20 protein-coding genes are annotated in these 21,047 nt (G+C 55.6%); 15 read left to right on the plus strand and 5 right to left on the minus strand.

Annotated features, from left to right (window positions below; all coding sequences use genetic code 11):
• Positions 1-6: 6 nt before the first annotated feature.
• Positions 7-150 (minus strand): hypothetical protein, encoded by a 144-nt coding sequence (locus B3K78_RS07070; RefSeq protein ID WP_204997037.1) that lies wholly within the window; start codon positions 148-150, stop codon positions 7-9.
• A gap of 104 nt (positions 151-254) precedes the next feature.
• Here B3K78_RS07070 and B3K78_RS07075 point away from each other — a divergent pair, with 104 nt between their 5' ends.
• The 3 genes from B3K78_RS07075 (at position 255) to B3K78_RS07085 (ending at position 3,844) form a co-directional block, all read left to right on the plus strand.
• The gene (locus tag B3K78_RS07075) at positions 255-1,640 is read left to right on the plus strand and encodes an exonuclease domain-containing protein (RefSeq protein ID WP_286694878.1); all 1,386 of its coding nucleotides are present in this window, start codon (positions 255-257) and stop codon (positions 1,638-1,640) included.
• A gap of 98 nt (positions 1,641-1,738) precedes the next feature.
• On the plus strand, positions 1,739-2,914 hold the full coding sequence (locus B3K78_RS07080) for a pyridoxal-phosphate-dependent aminotransferase family protein (protein WP_286694879.1): 1,176 nt from the start codon (positions 1,739-1,741) through the stop codon (positions 2,912-2,914).
• Positions 2,915-2,998: 84 nt separating this feature from the next.
• Positions 2,999-3,844: an HDOD domain-containing protein gene (locus B3K78_RS07085; RefSeq protein ID WP_286694880.1), complete on the plus strand. Its 846-nt coding sequence runs from the start codon at positions 2,999-3,001 to the stop codon at positions 3,842-3,844.
• Positions 3,845-3,856: 12 nt separating this feature from the next.
• On the opposite strand, the gene B3K78_RS07090 is transcribed toward B3K78_RS07085, so the two are convergent.
• From B3K78_RS07090 to B3K78_RS07105, 4 genes are read right to left on the minus strand one after another with little or no spacing between them, the layout of a single operon-like run.
• Positions 3,857-4,621: a YciK family oxidoreductase gene (locus B3K78_RS07090; RefSeq protein WP_286694881.1), complete on the minus strand. Its 765-nt coding sequence runs from the start codon at positions 4,619-4,621 to the stop codon at positions 3,857-3,859.
• An 11-nt stretch (positions 4,622-4,632) separates the two neighbouring features.
• Positions 4,633-5,295 carry an HAD-IA family hydrolase gene (locus B3K78_RS07095; protein WP_286694882.1) on the minus strand — a complete coding sequence of 221 codons (663 nt, stop codon included), beginning with the start codon at positions 5,293-5,295 and terminating at the stop codon, positions 4,633-4,635.
• A complete protein-coding gene (gene ubiG, locus B3K78_RS07100) occupies positions 5,295-6,014 on the minus strand; it encodes a bifunctional 2-polyprenyl-6-hydroxyphenol methylase/3-demethylubiquinol 3-O-methyltransferase UbiG (RefSeq protein WP_286694883.1) in 720 nt (239 codons plus the stop codon). The genes B3K78_RS07095 and ubiG overlap by 1 nt, the downstream gene beginning before the upstream one ends.
• Before the next feature lies 1 nt (position 6,015).
• Entirely contained in the window at positions 6,016-7,344 is a 1,329-nt protein-coding gene (locus B3K78_RS07105; RefSeq protein WP_286694884.1) for a TRZ/ATZ family hydrolase, read from the minus strand.
• Between the two features lie 242 nt (positions 7,345-7,586).
• Here B3K78_RS07105 and gyrA point away from each other — a divergent pair, with 242 nt between their 5' ends.
• The 12 genes from gyrA to pyrF all read left to right on the plus strand — a co-directional run bounded on the left by gyrA (position 7,587) and on the right by pyrF (position 20,995).
• Positions 7,587-10,217 carry a DNA gyrase subunit A gene (gyrA, locus tag B3K78_RS07110; protein WP_286694885.1) on the plus strand — a complete coding sequence of 877 codons (2,631 nt, stop codon included), beginning with the start codon at positions 7,587-7,589 and terminating at the stop codon, positions 10,215-10,217.
• Between the two features lie 45 nt (positions 10,218-10,262).
• Positions 10,263-11,342, plus strand: coding sequence for a 3-phosphoserine/phosphohydroxythreonine transaminase (gene serC / locus B3K78_RS07115; RefSeq protein WP_286694886.1), 1,080 nt, complete (start codon positions 10,263-10,265; stop codon positions 11,340-11,342).
• Between the two features lie 4 nt (positions 11,343-11,346).
• Positions 11,347-12,492: a prephenate dehydratase gene (gene pheA, locus B3K78_RS07120; protein WP_286694887.1), complete on the plus strand. Its 1,146-nt coding sequence runs from the start codon at positions 11,347-11,349 to the stop codon at positions 12,490-12,492.
• Between the two features lie 31 nt (positions 12,493-12,523).
• A complete protein-coding gene (gene hisC / locus B3K78_RS07125) occupies positions 12,524-13,630 on the plus strand; it encodes a histidinol-phosphate transaminase (protein ID WP_204997047.1) in 1,107 nt (368 codons plus the stop codon).
• Positions 13,627-14,523: a prephenate dehydrogenase/arogenate dehydrogenase family protein gene (locus B3K78_RS07130; protein ID WP_286694888.1), complete on the plus strand. Its 897-nt coding sequence runs from the start codon at positions 13,627-13,629 to the stop codon at positions 14,521-14,523. The genes hisC and B3K78_RS07130 overlap by 4 nt, the downstream gene beginning before the upstream one ends.
• Before the next feature lie 21 nt (positions 14,524-14,544).
• Complete coding sequence (gene aroA / locus B3K78_RS07135; RefSeq protein ID WP_286694889.1) at positions 14,545-15,846, plus strand: 3-phosphoshikimate 1-carboxyvinyltransferase; 1,302 nt, start codon at positions 14,545-14,547, stop codon at positions 15,844-15,846.
• Positions 15,843-16,526 (plus strand): (d)CMP kinase, encoded by a 684-nt coding sequence (gene cmk / locus B3K78_RS07140; RefSeq protein WP_286694890.1) that lies wholly within the window; start codon positions 15,843-15,845, stop codon positions 16,524-16,526. The genes aroA and cmk overlap by 4 nt, the downstream gene beginning before the upstream one ends.
• Before the next feature lie 140 nt (positions 16,527-16,666).
• On the plus strand, positions 16,667-18,343 hold the full coding sequence (gene rpsA / locus B3K78_RS07145) for a 30S ribosomal protein S1 (RefSeq protein WP_286694891.1): 1,677 nt from the start codon (positions 16,667-16,669) through the stop codon (positions 18,341-18,343).
• Between the two features lie 104 nt (positions 18,344-18,447).
• On the plus strand, positions 18,448-18,741 hold the full coding sequence (locus B3K78_RS07150; RefSeq protein ID WP_027872800.1) for an integration host factor subunit beta: 294 nt from the start codon (positions 18,448-18,450) through the stop codon (positions 18,739-18,741).
• A 77-nt stretch (positions 18,742-18,818) separates the two neighbouring features.
• Positions 18,819-19,109: a lipopolysaccharide assembly protein LapA domain-containing protein gene (locus tag B3K78_RS07155; RefSeq protein ID WP_204997051.1), complete on the plus strand. Its 291-nt coding sequence runs from the start codon at positions 18,819-18,821 to the stop codon at positions 19,107-19,109.
• Positions 19,110-19,114: 5 nt separating this feature from the next.
• The gene (locus B3K78_RS07160; protein WP_286694892.1) at positions 19,115-20,287 is read left to right on the plus strand and encodes a lipopolysaccharide assembly protein LapB; all 1,173 of its coding nucleotides are present in this window, start codon (positions 19,115-19,117) and stop codon (positions 20,285-20,287) included.
• A 6-nt stretch (positions 20,288-20,293) separates the two neighbouring features.
• Complete coding sequence (pyrF, locus tag B3K78_RS07165; protein WP_204997053.1) at positions 20,294-20,995, plus strand: orotidine-5'-phosphate decarboxylase; 702 nt, start codon at positions 20,294-20,296, stop codon at positions 20,993-20,995.
• The last annotated feature ends 52 nt before the right edge of the window (positions 20,996-21,047 follow it).

Here is a 21,047-nt window from a genome sequence, read left to right on the forward strand (position 1 = left end):
CGCTCCTTAAAATTCGGCATCTTCGTCGATGCTGCGATGGCAGTTCTTCGCTGCAGTCTGCGACTTGATTGGCACCGGTACAACCGCGGGCTTAACCGGCTGGGCCGCTTGCCACAATCGGATAAAATAGTCGCATAATCTATTAATCATTGTGTACCTCTTTGCTATCGGTTTGCGAGTTGTTACGTAGAGGTGTACGGAAGTTAGTGTAATTGCGATGTAAGGTGGCGCCGCCGATCACCGTGGGGAGGGTTATGCTGTCAAACATGCGCCTGGCTATGCTGGACCTAGAAACAACGGGTGCGTCTGCTTCGCGTGATGAAATCACCGAGATTGCGGTGATTATTCGCGACGCTGAAGAGCAAGATGCTTGGCAATCGCTGCTGCGTGTTGATCGCGACATTCCCTCTTTTATCCAGCGACTCACTGGCATTACGCCCGAGATGCTGGTCGATGCGCCCAGCTTTGAGTCGCTGGCGCCCCAGCTGATGGAATACCTTGACGGGGCTGTGCTGATAGCCCACAACGCGCGCTTTGATGCTGCATTCCTTAAACAGGCATTTCGACGCTTGGGCTTTGACTACAAACCCAAAGTGCTTTGCTCATTGAAGCTGGCCCGCAGTTTGTACCCAGATTGGCCGAAGCATGGTTTGGATGCGTTGTGCAGCCAAATTGGCTACGAGCGGGACTGTCGCCATCGCGCGATGGCAGATGTGCTTGCCATGAAGGCATTTTTAGAATTTGCGATCGCCGACCTGGGGGAGGAGCGGGTGACGGCGGAAGTGCACGCTCAGTTAAAAATACCGTCCCTGCCTGTGCATATCACCGCTGAAATGCTGGATGAGATCCCTGATCGGCCTGGTGTGTACCGCTTCTTTGGCGAAAATGACGCGCTGCTGTATGTGGGGAAAAGTATCGCTATGCGCAGCCGGGTGTTATCGCACTTTAGTGTGGGCGGCCGTCAAGGCAAGGCCATGCGCATGGCTCAGCAATTGCGCCGCATTGAGTGTAGCGAGACAGCAGGTGAACTGGGGGCATTGCTTCAGGAAAGTGCAGAGATAAAAACGACAATGCCGCTGCACAACCGCCAGCTGCGCCGCCAGCGTGAGCTCTGTGCTGCGAGCCTGCAGCCAGACGAGGATGGTTATATCGGCCTGCAGTTTTTAGCCGCAGATCAGCCGTTACCAGAGACGGAATTCTGTCTTTTTAAGCACCGCAAGCAGGCGCAGCAGTTGCTTCGTGACTTTGTCAAAAGCGATGGCTTGTGCCCACAGCGCCTGGGCTTGGAGCGAGGCGGCAGCTGCTTTTCATACCAGCTGGGCCACTGCGCTGGCGCCTGCTGTGGCGAGCAATCGCCAGAGCAATACAATGCGCTGCTTAAAAAGAAGCTTGCCCTGCGTTGTGTGGAGAGTTGGCCCTACGACGGCCCCGTACTTATTGTTGAGCCGAGTAGCGATGATAGTCGTGTCGACTGGCATCTGGTTGATCGCTGGCGTTATTTCGGTACTTTCAGCGATTGCCGCCCGGAGAGCGATGACTGCGAACAACGCGTGCTCGCGGCTCAGCCCTTTGACTACGATCACTACCGCATTTTGCAGTCTTTTCGTCAGCGTTTGACATGGCAGTCGCTAAAGCCGTGAAGCGCGTGCGCGGATGCCCTACAATAGCGCCATGTTTTTGCCTTGGTCGCCCTGCTGGGGTGCTCCTGAATTTTTGACTGACTTTGAAAAGGCCGATTATGAGCATTTCTTCTTTCCACCCCCCTGTGCGCACGTTGATGGGTCCGGGGCCCTCAGACGTTCACCCACGCATTCTTGAGGCACTTGGCCGCCCGACTCTGGGGCATCTTGATCCATTATTCGTCGGAATGATGGACGAGCTGAAGAGCCTGCTTAAATACGCTTTTAACACCGAAAACGAATTAACCTTGCCGATTTCCGCTCCGGGTTCTGCCGGTATGGAGGCGTGTTTTGTTAACTTGGTAGAGCCAGGTGATACCGTTATCGTTTGTATCAACGGTGTATTTGGCACCCGCATGCGCGAGAACGTGACCCGCATCGGCGCGACGGCGGTAACCGTTGACGGCGAGTGGGGGAAGCCTGTTGATCCGGCCCAGCTCGAAGAAGCGCTGAAAGCGCATCCCGAAGCAAAAGTCGTGGCATTTGTTCACGCAGAGACGTCTACTGGCGCCCTGAGTGATGCCAAAACACTTTGTGCCCTGGCGCGTCAGTATGACTGCCTGAGTATTGTCGATGCGGTTACCTCTCTCGGCGGCGTGGAATTGCGCGTTGACGACTGGGGAATCGACGCCATCTATTCCGGCAGCCAGAAGTGCCTGTCGTGTACGCCAGGTTTGTCCCCAGTCAGTTTTAGTGACGCTGCCATTGCGGCCATCAAGGCTCGCAAGCACCCCGTGCAGAGCTGGTTCCTGGATATGAACCTGATTCTGGGTTACTGGGGAGAAGGCGGTAAGCGCGCCTATCACCACACGGCGCCTGTCAATGCGCTGTATGGCCTGCACGAGTCGTTGGTCATGCTGCAGGAAGAGGGGCTGGAGAACGCGTGGGCTCGCCACCGCCGCATGCACAATGCACTCGCTGCGGGCTTGGAGAGTCTCGGTATGCGTTTTGTTGTGGATGCCGACAGCCGCTTGCCGCAGCTGAACAGCGTGTACATCCCAGAAGGGGTGGATGATGCGGCTGTGCGTCAGCAATTGCTCGCCGACCACAACCTGGAGATCGGCGCCGGGCTGGGTGACTTTGCAGGCAAAGTATGGCGAATTGGCCTGATGGGCTACAGCGCACGGATGGAGAACATCGAACTGCTGCTGGCGTCATTGGCCGAGGCCATGCAAGCCCAGGGTTACGACTGTGACGCCCAGGCAGCGCTCGCGGCAGCACGCGCGCAGGCCTAAATTCGTCTCGGTTTATGCCGATAGTGCTCAACACAGATTCTGCTAGGCTTGAGGTGAAAAAATCGGTCTACAGGAGTTTGTCGCTTGAGCACTAGCGGACAATTTATCGAACAAATTCGCGCAGATCTGCTCCGCGCCATCGAAGACGATGCGGTAAGCCTGCCTACGCTTCCCGAGGTCGCGCTGGAAATTCGTGAAGCGGCCAGTGACCCAGACGTTGAGATTCCGATCCTGGCGGCGATCATCGAGCATGACAGCTCCATCGCCGCGCGTCTTATCCGGGTTGCGAATAGCTCATTGCTAAGGGGCCTTGAGCCCACCTACGATGTGAAGGGTGCGATTTCGCGAATCGGTCTGGCCTATACCTCGACCATGGTTACGACCCTGGCGATGCAGCAAATCTTCCTGTCGAACAAAGATGCATTGAACAAGCGGATGCGCGCAGTGTGGGTGCACAGCGCAGATGTTGCCGCCATTTGCCATACCCTGGCGAAAACACAGCGTCACCTGAAACCAGAACTTGCCACGCTTGCCGGTGTGATCCACCAGATTGGTGCATTGCCTATTCTTTCCTACGCCGTGGGGCGGGGGGTGATCCGTGACCATCCGCAGTTGCTCGACCAGGTGTTGATTGCGCTGACACCGGAATTGGGGCGGGTCATTCTTGAGTCGTGGGGCTTTCCCGACGAGCTGGTGATTGTCCCCGAGGCGCACCTGGATTTTAGCCGTCACTTGGAGCGGCCCGACTACGCTGACCTCGTCACGGTTGCCAATTTGCACACCTACGCCGGTACAGAGCACCCCTTTGGTCAAGTTGAATGGGCGGGCGTTGCCGCCTTTGAGCGCTTGGGACTACCGGTCAATCCCGGTGAGATGGACGAGAGCTACCAACAGCAGATCGAGCAAATGCAGGACCTGCTTAGGGCTTAATGCTACCTTGGCCTAGTCTTTTGGCTGGGCGTCGAATTGTTGCCCGTTCACCTCGCGGCTGTCGTCGCTCATCAAATAGAGATAGAGCGGCATAATGGCCTCGGGGGAGGGGTTATCGGTCGGGTTTTCACCGGGATAGGCGCTGCGGCGCATTTCGGTGTTCGTGGCCCCTGGGTTAATACTATTCACCCGAGTGCCATTTAAGTCGTATTCCTCGTCGGCAAGAATTTGCATCATCGCTTCGGTGGCAAATTTTGAAACCGAGTACGCGCCCCAGAAAGCGCGCCCTTTGCGCCCCACGCTCGATGAGGTAAACACCAGCGATCCATTTTTCGATGCTGCGAGTACGGGTAACAATGCTTGCGTCATCATAAACTGCGCGTTCACGTTGACCTGCATAACTTCTTCCCAGCTGTCCAGCGTGGTTTGGGCAAGTGAGCGCCGCTGGCCGAGAATGCTGGCATTGTGAAGCAGGCCATCCAGGCGGCCGAACTCCCGCTCTATGGTGTCGGCCAACTCCTGGTAGTCGTGTGCAGCGGCGCCCCGCAGGTGCATGGGGTAAATGGCGGCTTGTGGCGCCGACATGGCTTCGATTTCGTCGTACACCGCTTCGAGTTTTTCTATGGTTCTGCCAAGCAAGATGACCGTGGCACCGTGCTTTGCAAAACTCAGTGCTGCCGCGCGCCCGATGCCGTCGCCGGCACCTGTGACCAAAATAACTTTATCTTTCAAACACGCTGCATCGGCAGTGAAATTTACAGGTAGGCGTTGTGGCACGGATTGTCCTCTTAGGCTTGCAGTTGCTGAAGGGCGTCATCAAGTTGTTGGGCGTGGTCGATAATAATATCGGCCTTCCAGTCGCCAATATCCTCTCCCAAAGGGACATAGCCATAGCGACAGGCGATCGTTTTCATGCCGGCATTGCGTCCCGCATCAATATCGCGGCGGTGGTCGCCGACATAGATGGCTTCTGAGGGGCGAATACCGAGGTGCTTACAGGCCAGGTACATCGGCTCTGGATGAGGTTTACGGTTGCTCACATCGTCCGGGCAAACCGCGGTCGCGCAGCGACTGGTCAAGGCCAGCTGTTTCAGTAGCGGCGTGGTAAAGCGCGCGGGCTTGTTGGTAACAATGCCCCAGGCGATGCCGCGGCTCTCTAATTTTTGGAGCTGGCCCTCCATGCCGGGAAAAAGGCTGGTTTCCTCTGTCAGAGAGGCCTCATAGCGGTCTAGAAAGGCGTTCAGAAGTGGTGCAAAAGCCGGGTCTTCTGGCTCGAGCCCAAAGCCCAGTCGTACCACCGCGCGCGCGCCTTCAGAGACGCAGCACCGCACTGAATTGTAGTCTTGCAGCGGTCGCTGATGCTCGGCTAACAGGCCGTTGAGAACGCGGGTAAAATCGGCCGCGGTGTCGAGCAGGGTGCCATCAAGGTCAAATAAAACGGCTTTTAGCATTACAGCGACTTCTTAACGTGAACCATATAGTTCACATCGACATCGTTTTCATTCAGGCGATAGCGCTTGAACAGCGGGTTGTAGGTCAGCCCGGTCATGTGCTGTAGCTGAAGATCATTTTCTCTCAGCCAGTCGGCCAGTTCAGAGGGCCGTATGAACTTGCTGTATTCATGGGTGCCTTTGGGGAGCAGCCCGAGAATATACTCAGCGCCGACAATGCTGAGCGCAAAGGCTTTGGGGTTGCGGTTTATGGTTGAAAAATAGAGGTTGCCACCGGGTTTGCATAGTTTGGCGCAGGCGCGGATGACCGATGCTGGGTTCGGCACGTGTTCAAGCATTTCCAGGCAGGTGACGATGTCGTAGTGGCCGGCCTGGTCTTCGGCGATTTCTTCTGCGGTGGCCTGGAAGTATTCAACCTTGGCGCCCGACTCCAGTTGATGCAAGCGTGCAACGCTCAGCGGCGCCTCACCCATATCGATACCGGTGACTTTGGCGCCACGCAAGGCCATTGACTCCGAGAGTATGCCGCCGCCGCAGCCGATGTCTATCACGCGCTGCTCTGCGAGCGGCGAGCGTTCATCAATGTAGTTTACCCGCAGCGGGTTGATGTCGTGCAGTGGCTTAAACTCACTGTTGCGGTCCCACCAGCGATGAGCCAGTTCCTCGAACTTGGCGATTTCTGACGGATCGACATTGCTGTGTTGTGATGATGCTTGCATGCTACTCTCCACTGATTTTTTGCCGCCAGTACTGCGCTTTTTCGATAACTTCGCGGCTGTCCAGCGTGGTTAGTTCGCCATTATCCAGCATACGTCGGCCTTTGATCCAGCTGTGGCGCACGCAATGGCTAATATTGGTGTACACCAGTTGCGAAACGGGTGTGTAAATGGGTTGCTGTGGCAGGTCGGTCAGGTCGATTGCGATCACATCGGCGTGTTTGCCGAGTTCCAGGCTGCCGGTAATGTGGTCGATGCCCAGTGCGCGGGCGCCGTTGATAGTGGCCATTTGCAGAGCGTAGTGGTCCGGCACTGCAGCGGCATCTGCGGCGACTGCTTTGCCAAGCAGGGCGGCGGTGCGCAATTCGCCGAACATGTCCAGGTCGTTGTTGCTGGCCGCGCCATCGGTGCCGAGGGCGACATTAATGCCGGCATTGCGCATTTTTTCCACCGGTGAAAAGCCACTGGCTAACTTGAGGTTGGACTCGGGGCAATGAATCGCGTGGCTGCGGTGCTCGGCTAGCAGGGCGATATCGTCATCGTTGAGGCAGGCGAGGTGCACACACTGGCTGCGCGGCCCCAATAGACCCAATTTGGCTAGCCTTTCGATAGGTCTCAGGCCGGTTTGTTTGAGTGCGTCGTCAACCTCGTGCTGTGTTTCATGGAGGTGGATCTGTATAGCGCAGTCGAGTTCTTCGGCAAACATCACCACCTTGCTCATCGCCTCATCACCGACGGTGTAGGGGGCATGGGGGCCAAAGGCAATGTTGATAAGGTCGCTGTGCTTGTAGTCGTCGCGCAAGGCCAAACCCTTGCGAAAATACTCGTCGGGGCCGCTACCCCAGGCGCTGGGGAAGTCGAAGATGGGAAAGCACAGTTGCGCGCGTATTCCGGCGCGCCGTGCGACTTCGGCGGCGGCTTCAGGAAAAAAGTACATGTCGCTAAACGTGGTTGTCCCGCCGCGTAGCATCTCGGCAATTGCCAGTGCCGTTCCGTCACGAACAAATTCCTCGCCCACCCATTGGCCTTCGGCCGGCCATATATGCTCGTTGAGCCACTGCTGAAGGGGTTGGTCATCCGCCATGCCGCGAAACAGGCTCATGGCGGTGTGGCCATGAGCATTAATGAGGCCGGGCATCAGCAGCTGGTCGCCGAGCGCAATGTGTTCATGTGCGGAAAGGCCACGTGCCTCGGCCTCTGGGAGAATGCCGCTGATGCAGCCGTCGGTAATAGCCAGTGCGTGGTTTTCAAGCAGAGGGCAGCCTTCACTCATGGGTAATATCCAGCGAGCGGAGATCAGGGTGTCAATGCGGTCGAGGGCGGCACGGCTCATGGTGTAAGACATTCCTAGCGTGAAAGCGGCAAGTATACCTGTTCCTGTGTGCAGTTGTGACGATAAGACGCTGATATTCGGCCTTTATACGCTGTCTATGCACACTTGGAATATGCTAATATTCTCGCTTTGTTTCCCGCTTGGCCACCGCCAGATTGGTTGGGCGGCAGGGCAGTAAAAACGCGCATTGGGCGGCGCTGCTGCCGCTCAAGGGTCGCTGACAATAAGGATGCTTGCTATTCATGGCTGACAATGCAAATGAAATTCTGCCGGTAAATATCGAGGATGAGCTGAAACAGTCCTACCTCGACTATGCAATGAGCGTAATTGTTGGGCGCGCCTTGCCCGATGTGCGCGATGGCCTCAAACCGGTGCACCGTCGGGTGTTGTTCGCGATGAGCGAGCTGAGCAACGACTGGAACAAAGCGTATAAGAAATCTGCTCGTGTCGTTGGTGACGTGATCGGTAAGTACCACCCACACGGCGACTCGGCGGTTTACGACACGATTGTCCGCATGGCGCAGCCATTTTCCATGCGGTATATGCTGGTGGATGGCCAGGGTAACTTCGGCTCGATTGACGGTGATAACGCGGCGGCAATGCGTTACACCGAGATTCGCATGCAGAAAATCTCCCATGAGATGCTTGCCGACCTCGATAAAGAAACGGTCGACTGGGTGCCTAACTACGACGGTACTGAACAAATCCCTGCCGTATTGCCCACCAAAATTCCCAGTCTGTTGGTCAATGGTTCCTCGGGTATCGCCGTTGGTATGGCGACGAATATCCCCCCCCACAACCTGACCGAAGTGGTTAACGGCTGTTTGGCGCTGTTGGACAATCCCGACATTTCGATTGATGAATTGATGGAGCATATTCCAGGGCCGGACTTCCCAACGGCGGCGATCATCAACGGTCGAGCGGGCATTGTAGATGCCTACCGAACCGGCCGCGGCCGGATTTATGTGCGCTCTCGCGCTGAAGTAATCAGCAATGAAAAAACCAACAAAGACACCATCGTCATTACCGAGCTGCCCTACCAAGTCAACAAGGCGCGCTTGATCGAGAAAATTGCCGAGCTGGTAAAAGACAAAAAAATTGAAGGTATTGCCGAGCTGCGCGACGAGTCTGACAAAGACGGCCTGCGCGTTGTGATTGAAATGAAGCGCGGCGAAAGCGGTGAGGTGGTGCTGAATAATCTGTATGCACAAACGCAGCTGCAGAATGTTTTTGGCATCAATATTGTCGCCTTGGTGGACAATCAGCCGCGCATTCTCAACCTCAAGGAGTTGCTGGAGTACTTTGTTCGCCACCGCCGTGAGGTGGTAACGCGGCGCACTGTGTACTTGCTGCGCAAAGCGCGTGAGCGCGGTCATGTGTTGGAAGGTCTTGCGGTAGCGATCTCGAATATCGACGAGGTGATTGCCACGATCAAGGCGTCGGCGACGACGCAAGAAGCCAAAGAAAACCTGATCTCCCGCGGTTGGGCGCTCGGTGAAGTAAGTGCCATGCTCGAGCGAGCCGGCGAAGATGCCTGCCGCCCCGATGAGCTGGAAGAGCAGTACGGCGTTCGCGATGGCAACTATTGGCTGTCGCCGGCGCAGGTTCAAGCCATCCTTGAGCTGCGTCTGCAAAAACTCACCGGGCTTGAGCATGAAAAACTGTTGGCCGAGTACCAGGAAAAGCTGGCAGAAATTGCCGAGTATTTGAGTATTTTGGCCGATCCGCAGGTGCTGCTGAACGTTATTCGCGGCGAGTTAGAGCAAGTTGTTGCGGATTTTGGCGATGAGCGCCGCACCGAAATTGTTGCCTCTCAGCTCGATTTAACCCACGAAGATCTGATCCCTGAAGAAGACCGTGTGGTGACTATCTCCCACGGCGGTTATGCCAAGTCGCAGCCGCTTGATGCCTACGCGGCGCAGCGTCGCGGCGGGATGGGTAAGTCGGCGACGGCAGTAAAAGAAGAGGACTTTGTCGAGCACCTATTGGTGGCCAATACCCACGACACTATCTTGTGCTTCAGTAATATCGGCAAAGTGTATTGGTTGAAGGTCTACCAAATTCCGGTTGCAGGCCGCAATTCCCGCGGGCGCCCGATGGTCAACCTGTTGCCGCTGGGTGAGGATGAGCGCATTACCTCTATCCTTCCGGTTCACGAGTATACCGAGGGCTACTTTATCTTCATGGCGACCGCCAACGGCACCGTAAAGAAAACGCCTCTAGAGGCCTTTTCCCGCCCGCGTAGCGTTGGTTTGATCGCGCTAGCGCTGGATGAAGGTGATGTACTGATCGGCACTGAGATCACCGACGGCAGCAACGATGTCATGTTGCTGACCAGCGGCGGTAAAGCGGCGCGCTTTGCCGAGGGCGACGTGCGGGCCATGGGTCGTACTGCGCGAGGTGTGCGCGGCGTGCGTATGGACGAGGATCAGCAGGTCATCGCGATGATCATTCCCAAGCCCGGTGGACGGGTGCTGACGGTGTCAGAAAACGGTTACGGTAAGCGAACCGATGTAGAGGATTTCCCCTGTAAAGGCCGAGGAAATCGCGGCGTTATCGCCATGACGATGAGCGACCGCAACGGAGCACTGGTTGGCGCCGTACAGGTATTTGATGGTGATGATCTGATGCTGATCACCGACCAGGGAACCTTGGTGCGTACCCGCACCGATGAGATCTCCTTGCTCAGCCGTAATACTCAGGGCGTGAAGGTGATTCGTTTGCGTGACGACGAGCATTTAGTCGGCGTACAGCGTGTCGCAGAGCAAGACGTAGACGATGTCGTTGACGATGTTGAACTCAGTGCTGAGGTGTCCGCTGGTGAGGCCCCTGCTGCTGATGACGCCGACAACAACAGCCCGGCTGCCGAATAAAGCGGATTACACATTTTTTTAAACATGGTTGGAGCGAAGTAAACAATGGCGCGTGTTTATAATTTTTGCGCAGGACCTGCGGCAATTCCCGAGGCAGTGTTGAGCCAGGCGAAGGATGAATTGCTGGATTGGAGAGGCCGCGGCTTATCGGTGATGGAAATGAGTCACCGTTCAGAAGAAATGGTCTCTATTGCCAGTGAAGCAGAAGCAGATTTGCGTGAGCTGATGGGGATCAGCGACGACTATGCGGTGTTATTCCTGCAAGGTGGCGCCAGCTCGCAGTTTTCAGCAGTGCCGCTGAACCTGTGCGAAGAGGGGGCCACGGTTGACTATGTGAACACCGGGCAGTGGTCGAAAAAAGCCATTAAAGAAGCCAAGCGTTATGCCAACGTAAATGTTGTTGCCAGCTCAGAGGCGGATAATTTTGCCAGCATTCCGGCTTTCGACAGTTGGCAGCTCAGCGACGACGCGGCATACCTGCATTACACCCCGAACGAAACCATTGGTGGTGTCGAGTTCTTCTGGACGCCTGAGGTGCAAGTACCGCTGGTTGCGGATATGTCATCGACCATCCTGTCTCGTCCCATTGATGTGAATCAGTTTGGTGTTATCTATGCCGGCGCGCAAAAGAACATCGGTCCGGCAGGCCTGACCATTGTGATTGTGCGCAAAGATTTACTCGGTAAGTCACGTGCGATCACGCCAACCATGCTGGATTACCAAACCGCCGCCGATAACGACTCCATGTACAACACGCCGCCTACGCTGGCGTGGTACTTGTCGGGCCTGGTCTTTAAATGGCTCAAGGCACAGGGTGGCTTGGAAGCAATGGAAGCGGTGAATCGCCGCAAGGCCGAAAAGCTCTATGGCTATATCGATGGAAGTGGCTTCTACAGTAACCCTGTTGAAGTGGCGAGTCGTTCGTTGATGAACGTGCCCTTTGTGCTGGCGGATAGCGGTCTCGACAAAGCGTTCCTAGCTGGTGCAGACGACGCTGGTTTGCTGAACCTGAAGGGCCACCGCTCGGTCGGTGGTATGCGCGCGAGCATCTACAATGCTGTGCCCGAGGCCGCAGTTGATGCATTGATCGATTACATGAAAGATTTCGCCAGAGAGAACGGCTAAGGTCATGACTACGCCCGAAGATAAGCCGGTTGATCTGAACTCATTGCGTCAAGACATCGACAGCATCGACAGTCAGATTCACGCCTTACTCAATCGACGAGCACGGTGCGCGCAACAAGTCGCCGAAGTAAAACAGCGTGAGTTTGAGGCCGCGAAGCAGTTCGAGTCAGACAAGGGCAGCAGCAGTGCCCAGCAGCTGCTGTTTTATCGGCCCGAGCGCGAGGCGCAGGTGTTGGCGCGGGTTAAAGAAGCAAATCAGGGGCCGCTGGCAGACGATACTGTTGCCTATATCTTTCGGGAGATTATGTCGGCTTGTTTGGCCTTAGAAAAACCCATGGAAGTGGCCTATCTGGGGCCGGAAGGCACGTTCACCCAAGCGGCGGCGCTCAAGCACTTCGGCCATGCGGTAATTAGCGTCCCCCAGGCGACCATTGACGGTGTGTTTTCACAGGTGGAATCCGGGCAGTGCCATTACGGCGTTGTCCCTGTGGAAAACTCGACTGAGGGGATGGTGTCTCATACCCTCGACGCCTTCATGAATTCGCCGTTGAAGATTTGTGGTGAAGTGGAACTGCGGGTTCGGCTCAATTTGTTGGTCGGTGAAGGTGGCAGCGAACAAGCGATTACGCGAATTTGTGCGCACCAGCAGGCATTGGCACAAAGCCGTCGCTGGCTGGATGCAAATTTCCCGAATGTTGAACGGGTCGCGGTCAGCAGCAATGGCGAAGCCGCAAGAATGGCTGCTGAGCAAAAAGGCATTGCTGCGATAGCTGGCGACCTGGCGGCGCAACAATACGGCCTGAACAAGCTGGCGGTAAATATTGAAGATCAGCCTGACAACACCACGCGGTTCTTGGTGATTGGCAAGGAAGATGTGTCTGCCAGCGGCCGGGATAAAACGTCGATTGTGGTGTCTGCCCACAACCGCCCCGGCGCCCTGTTCAAACTGCTCGAACCCTTCGAGCAGGCTAATGTCATGTTAACCCGCATCGACACCCGCCCGTCGCGGACGGAAACCTGGACTTACGTCTTTTTTATCGAGTTTGAAGGCCATCAGAATGACCCGAAAGTGGCCGATATTCTCGATACCATCGCCCAGCAAACGGTGATGTGTAAAATTCTTGGCTCATACCCCAAGGCGGCTTTGTAAGCCTTGGCACTCGATTTACAGAGGCACTAGCATGACCTGCGATTTTATTGCCCAGGCCAACGAAGGTATTCAGGGTTTACAGCCCTATCAGCCTGGCAAGCCGATAGAGGAATTGGAGCGCGAGCTCGGTCTGAGCGACGTAGTAAAGTTGGCCAGCAACGAAAACCCGCTCGGTGCGCCTGGCTCGGCGCTGTCTGCCTATGCCGCGGCGGCAGCACAGCTCCACCTTTATCCGGATGCCGGCGGTTTTGCTTTAAAGTCGCTGCTGGCGGAGTCCCTCGGTGTGGAGTCCGCGCAGCTGACCCTGGGCAACGGTTCAAATGACGTGTTGGACCTGCTCGGCAGAGTATTTCTGGATGCCGAGAGCAGCGCTGTGTTTTCGCAGTATGCCTTTATTGTCTACCCCATTGCGGTGCAGGCGGCTGGTGCCCAAGCGCGAATTGCGCCTGCCAAAGACTGGGGGCACGACCTTGACGCGATGGCGGCGTTGATCGATAACACAACGCGGCTGGTTTTTATCGCCAATCCGAATAATCCGACAGGCACTTGGCTCAATGAGCAAGCCCTGCGCGGGTTTATGGCAGCGGTTCCCGAGAACGTTGTGGTGGTGTTGGATGAAGCCTACTGCGAATACGTGGATGAAGCGGCGTACCCAGATAGCATTGCGATGCTGGCGGACTACCCAAATTTGGTTGTCACTCGGACGTTTTCAAAGGCCTATGGGCTGGCCGGATTGCGGGTAGGTTATGCAATTAGTCACCCCGATATTGCCGATTTACTGAACCGTGTGCGCGCACCCTTCAACGTTAGTGTGCCGGCAATGGCAGCCGCGGCCGCTGCTTACCGCGATCACGAGTATCTGCAGCAAAGCCGCCAGGTAAACACCGCGGGACGAGAGCAGCTTGTCGCCGCTTTTGATGAGCTCGGCCTGCCTTATATTCCTTCGGTGGGTAATTTCATTACCGTGGAAATGCCCAGCGATGCTATGCCGTACTACCAGGCCTTGCTTGAGAAGGGCGTGATTGTGCGTCCGATTGGTGTTTACGGTATGCCGAGGCACTTACGGGTGTCGATCGGCCTAGAGCAAGAAAATCAGCGCTTTATTAGTGCCCTGAAAGAGGTGTTGGCTCCGGCGTGAAGATTGGCAAGTTAACCATTATTGGCCTTGGCTTAATGGGCGGCTCGTTGGCCAAGGCATTGAAGGCCAAGGGTGTTGTCGAACATGTTTGGGCAACGGGGCGGCGCGCTGCCTCATTAGAGCGCGGCTTGGCCCTGGGTGTGATTGATCACTGGACGCTGAATTTAGCCGAGGCGGTTCACGATGCCGATGTGGTACTGATTGCTACGCCTACGCTGGTTGCCGAGCAAGTGATGGCCGACCTCGCGCCGCTGCTCAGCGAGCGCACCATTGTTACTGATGTGGCCAGTGTGAAAGGAAATATTCTTCGCGCGGCGGAGTCAGTGTTCGGTGAACTGCCGGCGCGTTTCGTATTGGCTCACCCGATTGCCGGGTCTGAGCAAAGCGGGGTGGAGGCGGCAAAGACGGATCTCTTTGTCGATCATCGGGTGATCCTCACGCCGCTGGACAGTAATGATGCTGATGCCGTCGCGACGGTTCGCGAAATGTGGCAACACGCCGGGGCAGAAGTTGTCGATATGGCGGTTGATGAGCACGACGCCGTGCTGGCGGCGACCAGTCATTTGCCTCACGTACTGGCCTATACCCTGGTTGACGCGCTGGCTGCCAGTGGCAGCGCCGCCGATATCTTCCGTTTCGCCGCCGGGGGATTTCGCGACTTTACGCGCATCGCCTCCAGCGACCCAACGATGTGGCACGATATTGTATTGGCGAACCGCCAAGCGATTCTTAACGGTCTGGATACCTTTGCCGATCATTTGACCGAGGTTCGCCAGCTTATTGCGGACTCGGATGGCCCCGCGATTAAACAAGTCTTTAGTCGCGCCAAACAGGCGCGAGATGAGCACTTTCTCGGGCAGTACATGGTCGGGCGCAAGCAAACTAAATCTTAACGTACAGCAGAGACAATACTTGTGGAATTTCTAGCTCAACCCGGTGGTACGGTGAACGGTACCGTTCGGGTTCCTGGTGATAAATCGATCTCCCATCGCTCCATTATGTTCGGTGCTATCGCCGACGGCACAACCACCGTTGAAGGCTTTCTTGAGGGTGAAGATGCGCTGTCCACGCTGAAGGCGTTTCAAGCGATGGGTGTCGAGATAGAGGGGCCTGATGCCGGTCGCGTGACGATCCACGGTGTCGGCCGAGACGGCCTTCAGGCGCCAGCGGGCGAACTGTATATGGGTAATTCCGGTACCTCCATGCGCCTATTGGCGGGCCTGCTGGCGGGGCAACCGTTTGACGTGACGATGACCGGCGATGTGTCGTTAAGTAAACGACCGATGGAGCGTGTGGCGGCGCCGCTGCGTGAAATGGGTGCGGTGGTTGAAACCGCAGAAGGCGGGCGTCCGCCCTTAACCCTGCGCGGTGGCCAACAGCTTAAGGCGATAGACTATGTGTTGCCTATGGCCAGCGCCCAGGTGAAATCCTGTGTCTTGCTTGCCGGTATGTATGCTGAGGGCGAAACGCGTACCACCGAACCTGCGCCAACCCGTGATCACAGCGAGCGTATGCTGAAAGGCTTTGGTTATCCGGTGGCAGTCAGCGGTTCCACGGCAACGTTGAGCGGGGGGCATCGCTTGAAGGCGGTACATATAGATGTGCCTGCCGATATCTCCTCTGCGGCCTTTTTCATGGTGGCGGCCAGTATTGCTCCCGGTGCAGATTTAACGCTGCAGCATGTGGGTATTAACCCTACCCGCGTCGGTATTATTAATATTCTGCGGGAGATGGGCGGCGACATTACCCTGAGCAATGAGCGCGAGGTAGGCGGTGAGCCGGTTGCCGATATACGTGTTCGCTACGCACCGCTCAAGGGCATCGACATTCCGGAAGAGCAAGTGCCTTTAGCCATCGACGAATTCCCCGTGCTGTTTGTCGCCGCGGCCTGCGCCGAGGGGCGTACCGTGCTGCGCGGCGCGGAAGAGTTGCGGGTAAAAGAGAGTGACCGCATTCAAGTCATGGCCGATGGCTTGGTCTCTTTGGGGGTGAATGCGCAGGCGACGCCAGATGGCATCATTATCGATGGTGGTCCGATAGGCGGTGGCCGCGTGAATAGCCATCACGATCACCGCATTGCTATGTCGTTCTCTGTCGCTGCGCTGCGAGCGAGCGATACCATTCATATCGAAGACTGCGACAACGTCGCTACCTCCTTCCCCAACTTTGTTGAGTTGGCGACGCAAGTCGGTATGCGGATTGAGGTGTGCAAATGACCCTTCCCGTGATTTGTATTGATGGCCCCAGTGGTTCGGGCAAAGGCACGCTCTGTCAGATGCTGGCACTCAAGTTGGGCTGGCATTTACTCGACAGTGGCGCGTTGTATCGCCTGGTGGGGATGGCGGCTGATAAACATCAATTGGATTTTTCCGATGAACAGGCGGTGGCGGCTTTGGCGGCGGATTTAGATGTTGCCTTCCTGCCTGGCCAAGCCGGTGAGCCGAGTCGAGTGATGCTAGAGGGTGTGGATGTCAGCGGTGAGCTTCGTACTGAAACCACTGGACTGCTGGCGTCGAAGGTTGCGGTGCTGCCCGCTGTTCGACAGGCATTGCTGCAGCGCCAGCGTGACTTTGTGCAAGCGCCAGGCCTGGTTGCCGATGGCCGTGATATGGGAACCGTTGTTTTCCCGGACTCACCATTGAAGGTGTTTCTCACTGCCAGTGCCGAGGAGCGCGCACGTCGTCGCTACAAGCAGTTGAAAGACAAGGGCGATAGTGTTAACCTCGCGACCCTTTTAAAAGAGATCCAAGAGCGTGATCGGCGTGACTCTGAGCGCGAGCATTCACCGCTTAAGCCAGCGGACGATGCGGTGCTGATAGACAGCAGCTCACTGGGGATCGAGCAAGTTTTTGAGCGGGTACTCACGGAAGTGAGTGCGCGTTTTTCTGCGTGTTGAGCGCAGTAGTTGTTTCTAAGGGTGTTTCCGGCGGTGTTAAAGCCAGCTAGTCGTCGGAAGGACTTTAAAAAACTGACCCGCGTTAGCTGGTAATGCGGCGATATGGTGGTTATACCACTGCTAATTTCAGGTAATGACTAATGAGCGAAAGCTTTGCTGAACTGTTTGAAGAAAGTTTAAAAACGATCGATATGAAGCCCGGTTCTATCGTAACCGGCGTAGTTATCGATATCGACAGCGACTGGGTAACCGTACACGCTGGTCTGAAGTCGGAAGGGGTTATCCCTCGCGATCAATTCGTTGCTGAAAGCGGCGATTTCTCTCTGCAAATTGGCGACGAGGTGCAGGTTGCACTGGAGTCTGTCGAAGATGGTTTCGGTGAAACCCGTCTGTCTCGCGAGAAAGCAAAGCGCGCCGAAGCATGGACCGCACTGGAAGCTGCCTACGAGGCGGAAGAAACAGTAACCGGTATCATTAACGGCAAAGTAAAAGGTGGTTTCACCGTCGACATCAACAGCATCCGCGCGTTCCTGCCCGGCTCATTGGTTGATGTACGCCCCGTGCGCGACACCGCTCACCTGGAAGGCAAAGAACTCGAATTTAAAGTGATCAAGCTGGACCAGAAGCGCAACAACGTTGTTGTTTCTCGTCGTGCGGTTCTGGAAAGTGTTAACAGCGAAGAGCGCGAAGCACTGCTGGAATCTCTGCAAGAAGGCATGGTTGTTAAAGGTATCGTTAAGAACCTGACCGACTACGGTGCATTCGTAGACCTCGGCGGCATCGACGGCCTGCTGCACATCACTGACATGGCTTGGAAGCGCATTAAGCACCCAAGCGAAATCGTTAACGTTGGCGATGAAATTGATGTTCGCATCCTCAAGTTCGACCGTGAACGCAACCGCGTATCACTGGGTCTGAAGCAACTGGGCGAAGATCCCTGGGTGGCAATCAAAACCCGTTACCCAGAAAACAGCCGCGTGAAAGCCAAGGTCACTAACCTGACTGACTACGGTTGCTTTGCTGAGATCGAAGAGGGTGTTGAAGGTCTGGTTCACGTTTCTGAAATGGATTGGACCAACAAGAACATCCATCCTTCTAAAGTCGTACAAGTAGGCGACGAAGTAGAAGTGATGATCCTGGATATCGACGAAGAGCGTCGTCGTATTTCTCTGGGTATCAAGCAGTGCCAGCAGAACCCATGGGATGCCTTCGGTTCTCAGTTCACTAAAGGCGATCGCATCAGCGGTGCCATCAAGTCGATCACTGACTTCGGTATCTTCATCGGTCTGGACGGCAACATCGACGGTCTGGTTCACCTGTCAGACATCTCTTGGAACGAGAGCGGCGAAGACGCGGTTCGCAAGTTCAAGAAAGGCGACGAGATCGAGACTGTTATCCTGTCTATCGACCCCGAGCGCGAGCGTATTTCTCTGGGTATCAAGCAGCTGGAAGAAGATCCCTTCTCTGACTACGTTGCCGTCAACGATCGCGGTAGCATCGTGACCGGTACTGTTAAAGAAGTTGACGCCAAAGCCGCAGTTGTTGTGCTGGCCGAAGAAGTTGAAGGTGTGTTGAAAGCGTCTGAAATCAGCCGTGACCGCGTTGAAGATGCGCGCAATGTGCTGAAAGAAGGCGAAGAAGTTGAAGTTAAGATCATCAGCGTAGATCGCAAGAACCGCGCTCTGAGCCTGTCTATCAAAGCGAAAGACATGGAAGACGAGAAAGAAGCGGTTAAAGCCCTGCGCGAGAAGGAAACTGAAGCTGCCCCTGCAACTATCGGTGACCTGATCAAAGCTCAGATGGAAAGCAAGGACTAAGTCCTAATGCTGCGGGCATTCTCTTGTGAATGCCCGTAACATACTGGCTTATAAGCAAAAAAGTGCTAAGCTAGGCTTGATGTCGGAATTGACGGGATTAAGCAATGACCAAATCTGAGTTGATAGAGCTGATGGCTGAGCGTCAGCCGCAGTTATCTCACAAGGATATTGAACTGGCTGTGAAGACCATGATTGAGCATATGTCTCAAGTATTGGCGACTGGCAGCCGGATTGAAATTCGGGGATTTGGTAGCTTCTCTCTGCATTATCGCGAGCCTCGCATGGGCCGTAACCCTAAAACGGGCGAAACGGTTCAGTTACCGGGAAAATATGTTCCACATTTTAAGCCGGGTAAAGAGCTTCGTGAGCGAGTAAACCAGAGTTTGATCTCGAGCTAAGGCAGCGTAGCTAGCCTTCTCTAAACAGAAACGGTATGGTCTTTGGCCATACCGTTTTTTTATGGGTGTCATGTCAGATGCAGATCCTTAAGTCCATCTTCCTATTGCTGCTCATCGTTGCTGTTATTGCATTTGGACTGCTTTTTAGCATCGAGAACACAGCGTTGGTCCCGCTCAATATCCTCATTATGGAGTTGCCGGAACAGCGTATATCGACTTGGATGATCGCCGCCTTTTTCACCGGCGGTGTCTGCGGGATGTTATCTGCATCGCTGTTAGTGTTGCGCTTGCAGGCGAGCAGAATGCGTTTGCGTCGCAGCTTGCGGCAGCCTTCAACCCCGCCTGTGGAGGCCGGTCCTAGCCGCTAGCAGCAATGGAGCTATTGCTACCCTTTACCTTATTGTTCTTTGCCACAGCGCTGGGTTGGCTGTTGGGGAGGCGCTCGCAGAGTCGTTCGGGGGGGGCGGGAAAAGGTCGTGATGACGCCTATTACCACAGCCTGCGCTTTCTGCTCAGTGAGCAGCCTGGCACCGCTGTTGATGAATTCATTCAGGCCATTGCCGTCAATGAGCAGACCCTGGATACCCATCTTTCCTTGGCGCGATTAATGCGTGGCAAGGGCGAATTGGAAGCGGCTACGCGGATTCACCAGAACCTGTTGGCGCGACCAAACCTTCCCAAAAGTGGCTTGCAGCAGGTGCATCTGGAGCTGGCTAAGGATTACATATCCGCAGGCTTACACGACCGGGCTGAGCGACTATTGCGGGACTTGGTGGCGGAGGCGAGTGAGAACGAGGCCGAGGCACTCGACTACCTCCAGCAAATCTATCAGGCCGAGAAAGACTGGGAAAAGGCGATCGCCGTTGCGAGACGACGCTTGCCCAAGCGTGGTTGGCTACTTAAACAAAAAGCTGACAGCGATCCGCAAGTTTCGGTGGCATTGAGTCACTATTATTGTGAGCTCGCCGACGAACGCGCCTCTGCTGGAGATTGGACTCAGGCGAAATCGATATTGCAAAAAGCGCGGGAGGCCGACGCCGAAAACCCGCGGGCGGCAATGTCATTGGCGAAGTTAGTAATGGACGAACAGCCCGAGTGTGCGCTGAATTTATTGCACGCTGTCGCGGAGGGGCAACCCGCTTATGCCAGCGAAATACTGCCTCTGTTTCGCGATGCTTTCAGTCGTCTTGCCGATGCGCCGTCATACTCTCAGGCGCTGCGTGCGCTGGCACAGGTGACGCAGAGCTCTACCTTGCACAACGAGGTGGCGAAAGAATTCGAGAGCCTTGAGGCGGCGCGAGCCTACCTTAAAGACGCGGTGTCTCAGCGGCCGACGATAAAATTACTGTTGGCGCTGCTTGAGCGGGAATTGGATGCAAGCGAATCCGGGCGAGAAATTGTGTCCGAGTTACATAGTTTATGTGCAAGTCGGCCCAGTTATTGTTGTCGACATTGCGGCTTTTCGGGTCGGAAACAACACTGGCTGTGTCCCAGCTGCGAGCAGTGGGGTACTATTGCGCCCATCCGTAGTAGCCAAGGCGATTAACTTTCCATGACCACGCATTCTCCTGTACTGGTTGCACTCGATGTCGCAACGGAAGAAGAGCTTCTTAAACTTGTTGATCAGCTTGACCCCAGCGAGTGTCGCGTCAAGGTGGGTAAAGAGCTGTTTACCCTATTTGGACCTAAGGTCTTGGATATCCTGCACCAACGCGGTTTCGAGGTATTCCTGGATCTGAAATTCCACGACATTCCCAACACTGTGGCGGCGGCTGTGAGAGCGGCGGCTGAGCGCGGTGTGTGGATGGTCAATGTTCATGCCAGCGGCGGCTCGGCAATGATGAAGGCGGCGCGCGAGGCCTTGCAGCCCTATGGTGACAAGGCGCCGATTCTTATTGCGGTGACGGTACTGACATCCATGGGTGAGAATGAGCTGTCAGAGCTGGGCGTCGAGCGCAGCGCCGCTGAGCAAGTGAGCCATCTCGCCCGTTTGGCCCAAGACAGTGGCATGGACGGTGTGGTTTGCTCTGCACAGGAAGCCGAGAAACTCAGAGCAGAGCGTGGGGATGGTTTCTTGCTGGTTACGCCGGGTATTCGCCCCCGCGATAGTGCTAGCGATGATCAGCAACGCATTGCCACGCCGGAGGACGCCGTGCGAATGGGCAGCAACTATTTGGTTGTTGGTCGTCCAATTAGTCGCGCCGCCGAGCCTTTGGCCGCGCTACGTGATATTAACCGAGCACTCGGTGTCTGAGCTCACTCGGACGTCGATCGGTGATAATGCCTTTTCAAATTGAATTACGAAT

The organism is Spongiibacter sp. UBA1325 (assembly GCF_002306875.1).
Lineage (GTDB): Bacteria > Pseudomonadota > Gammaproteobacteria > Pseudomonadales > Spongiibacteraceae > Spongiibacter > Spongiibacter marinus.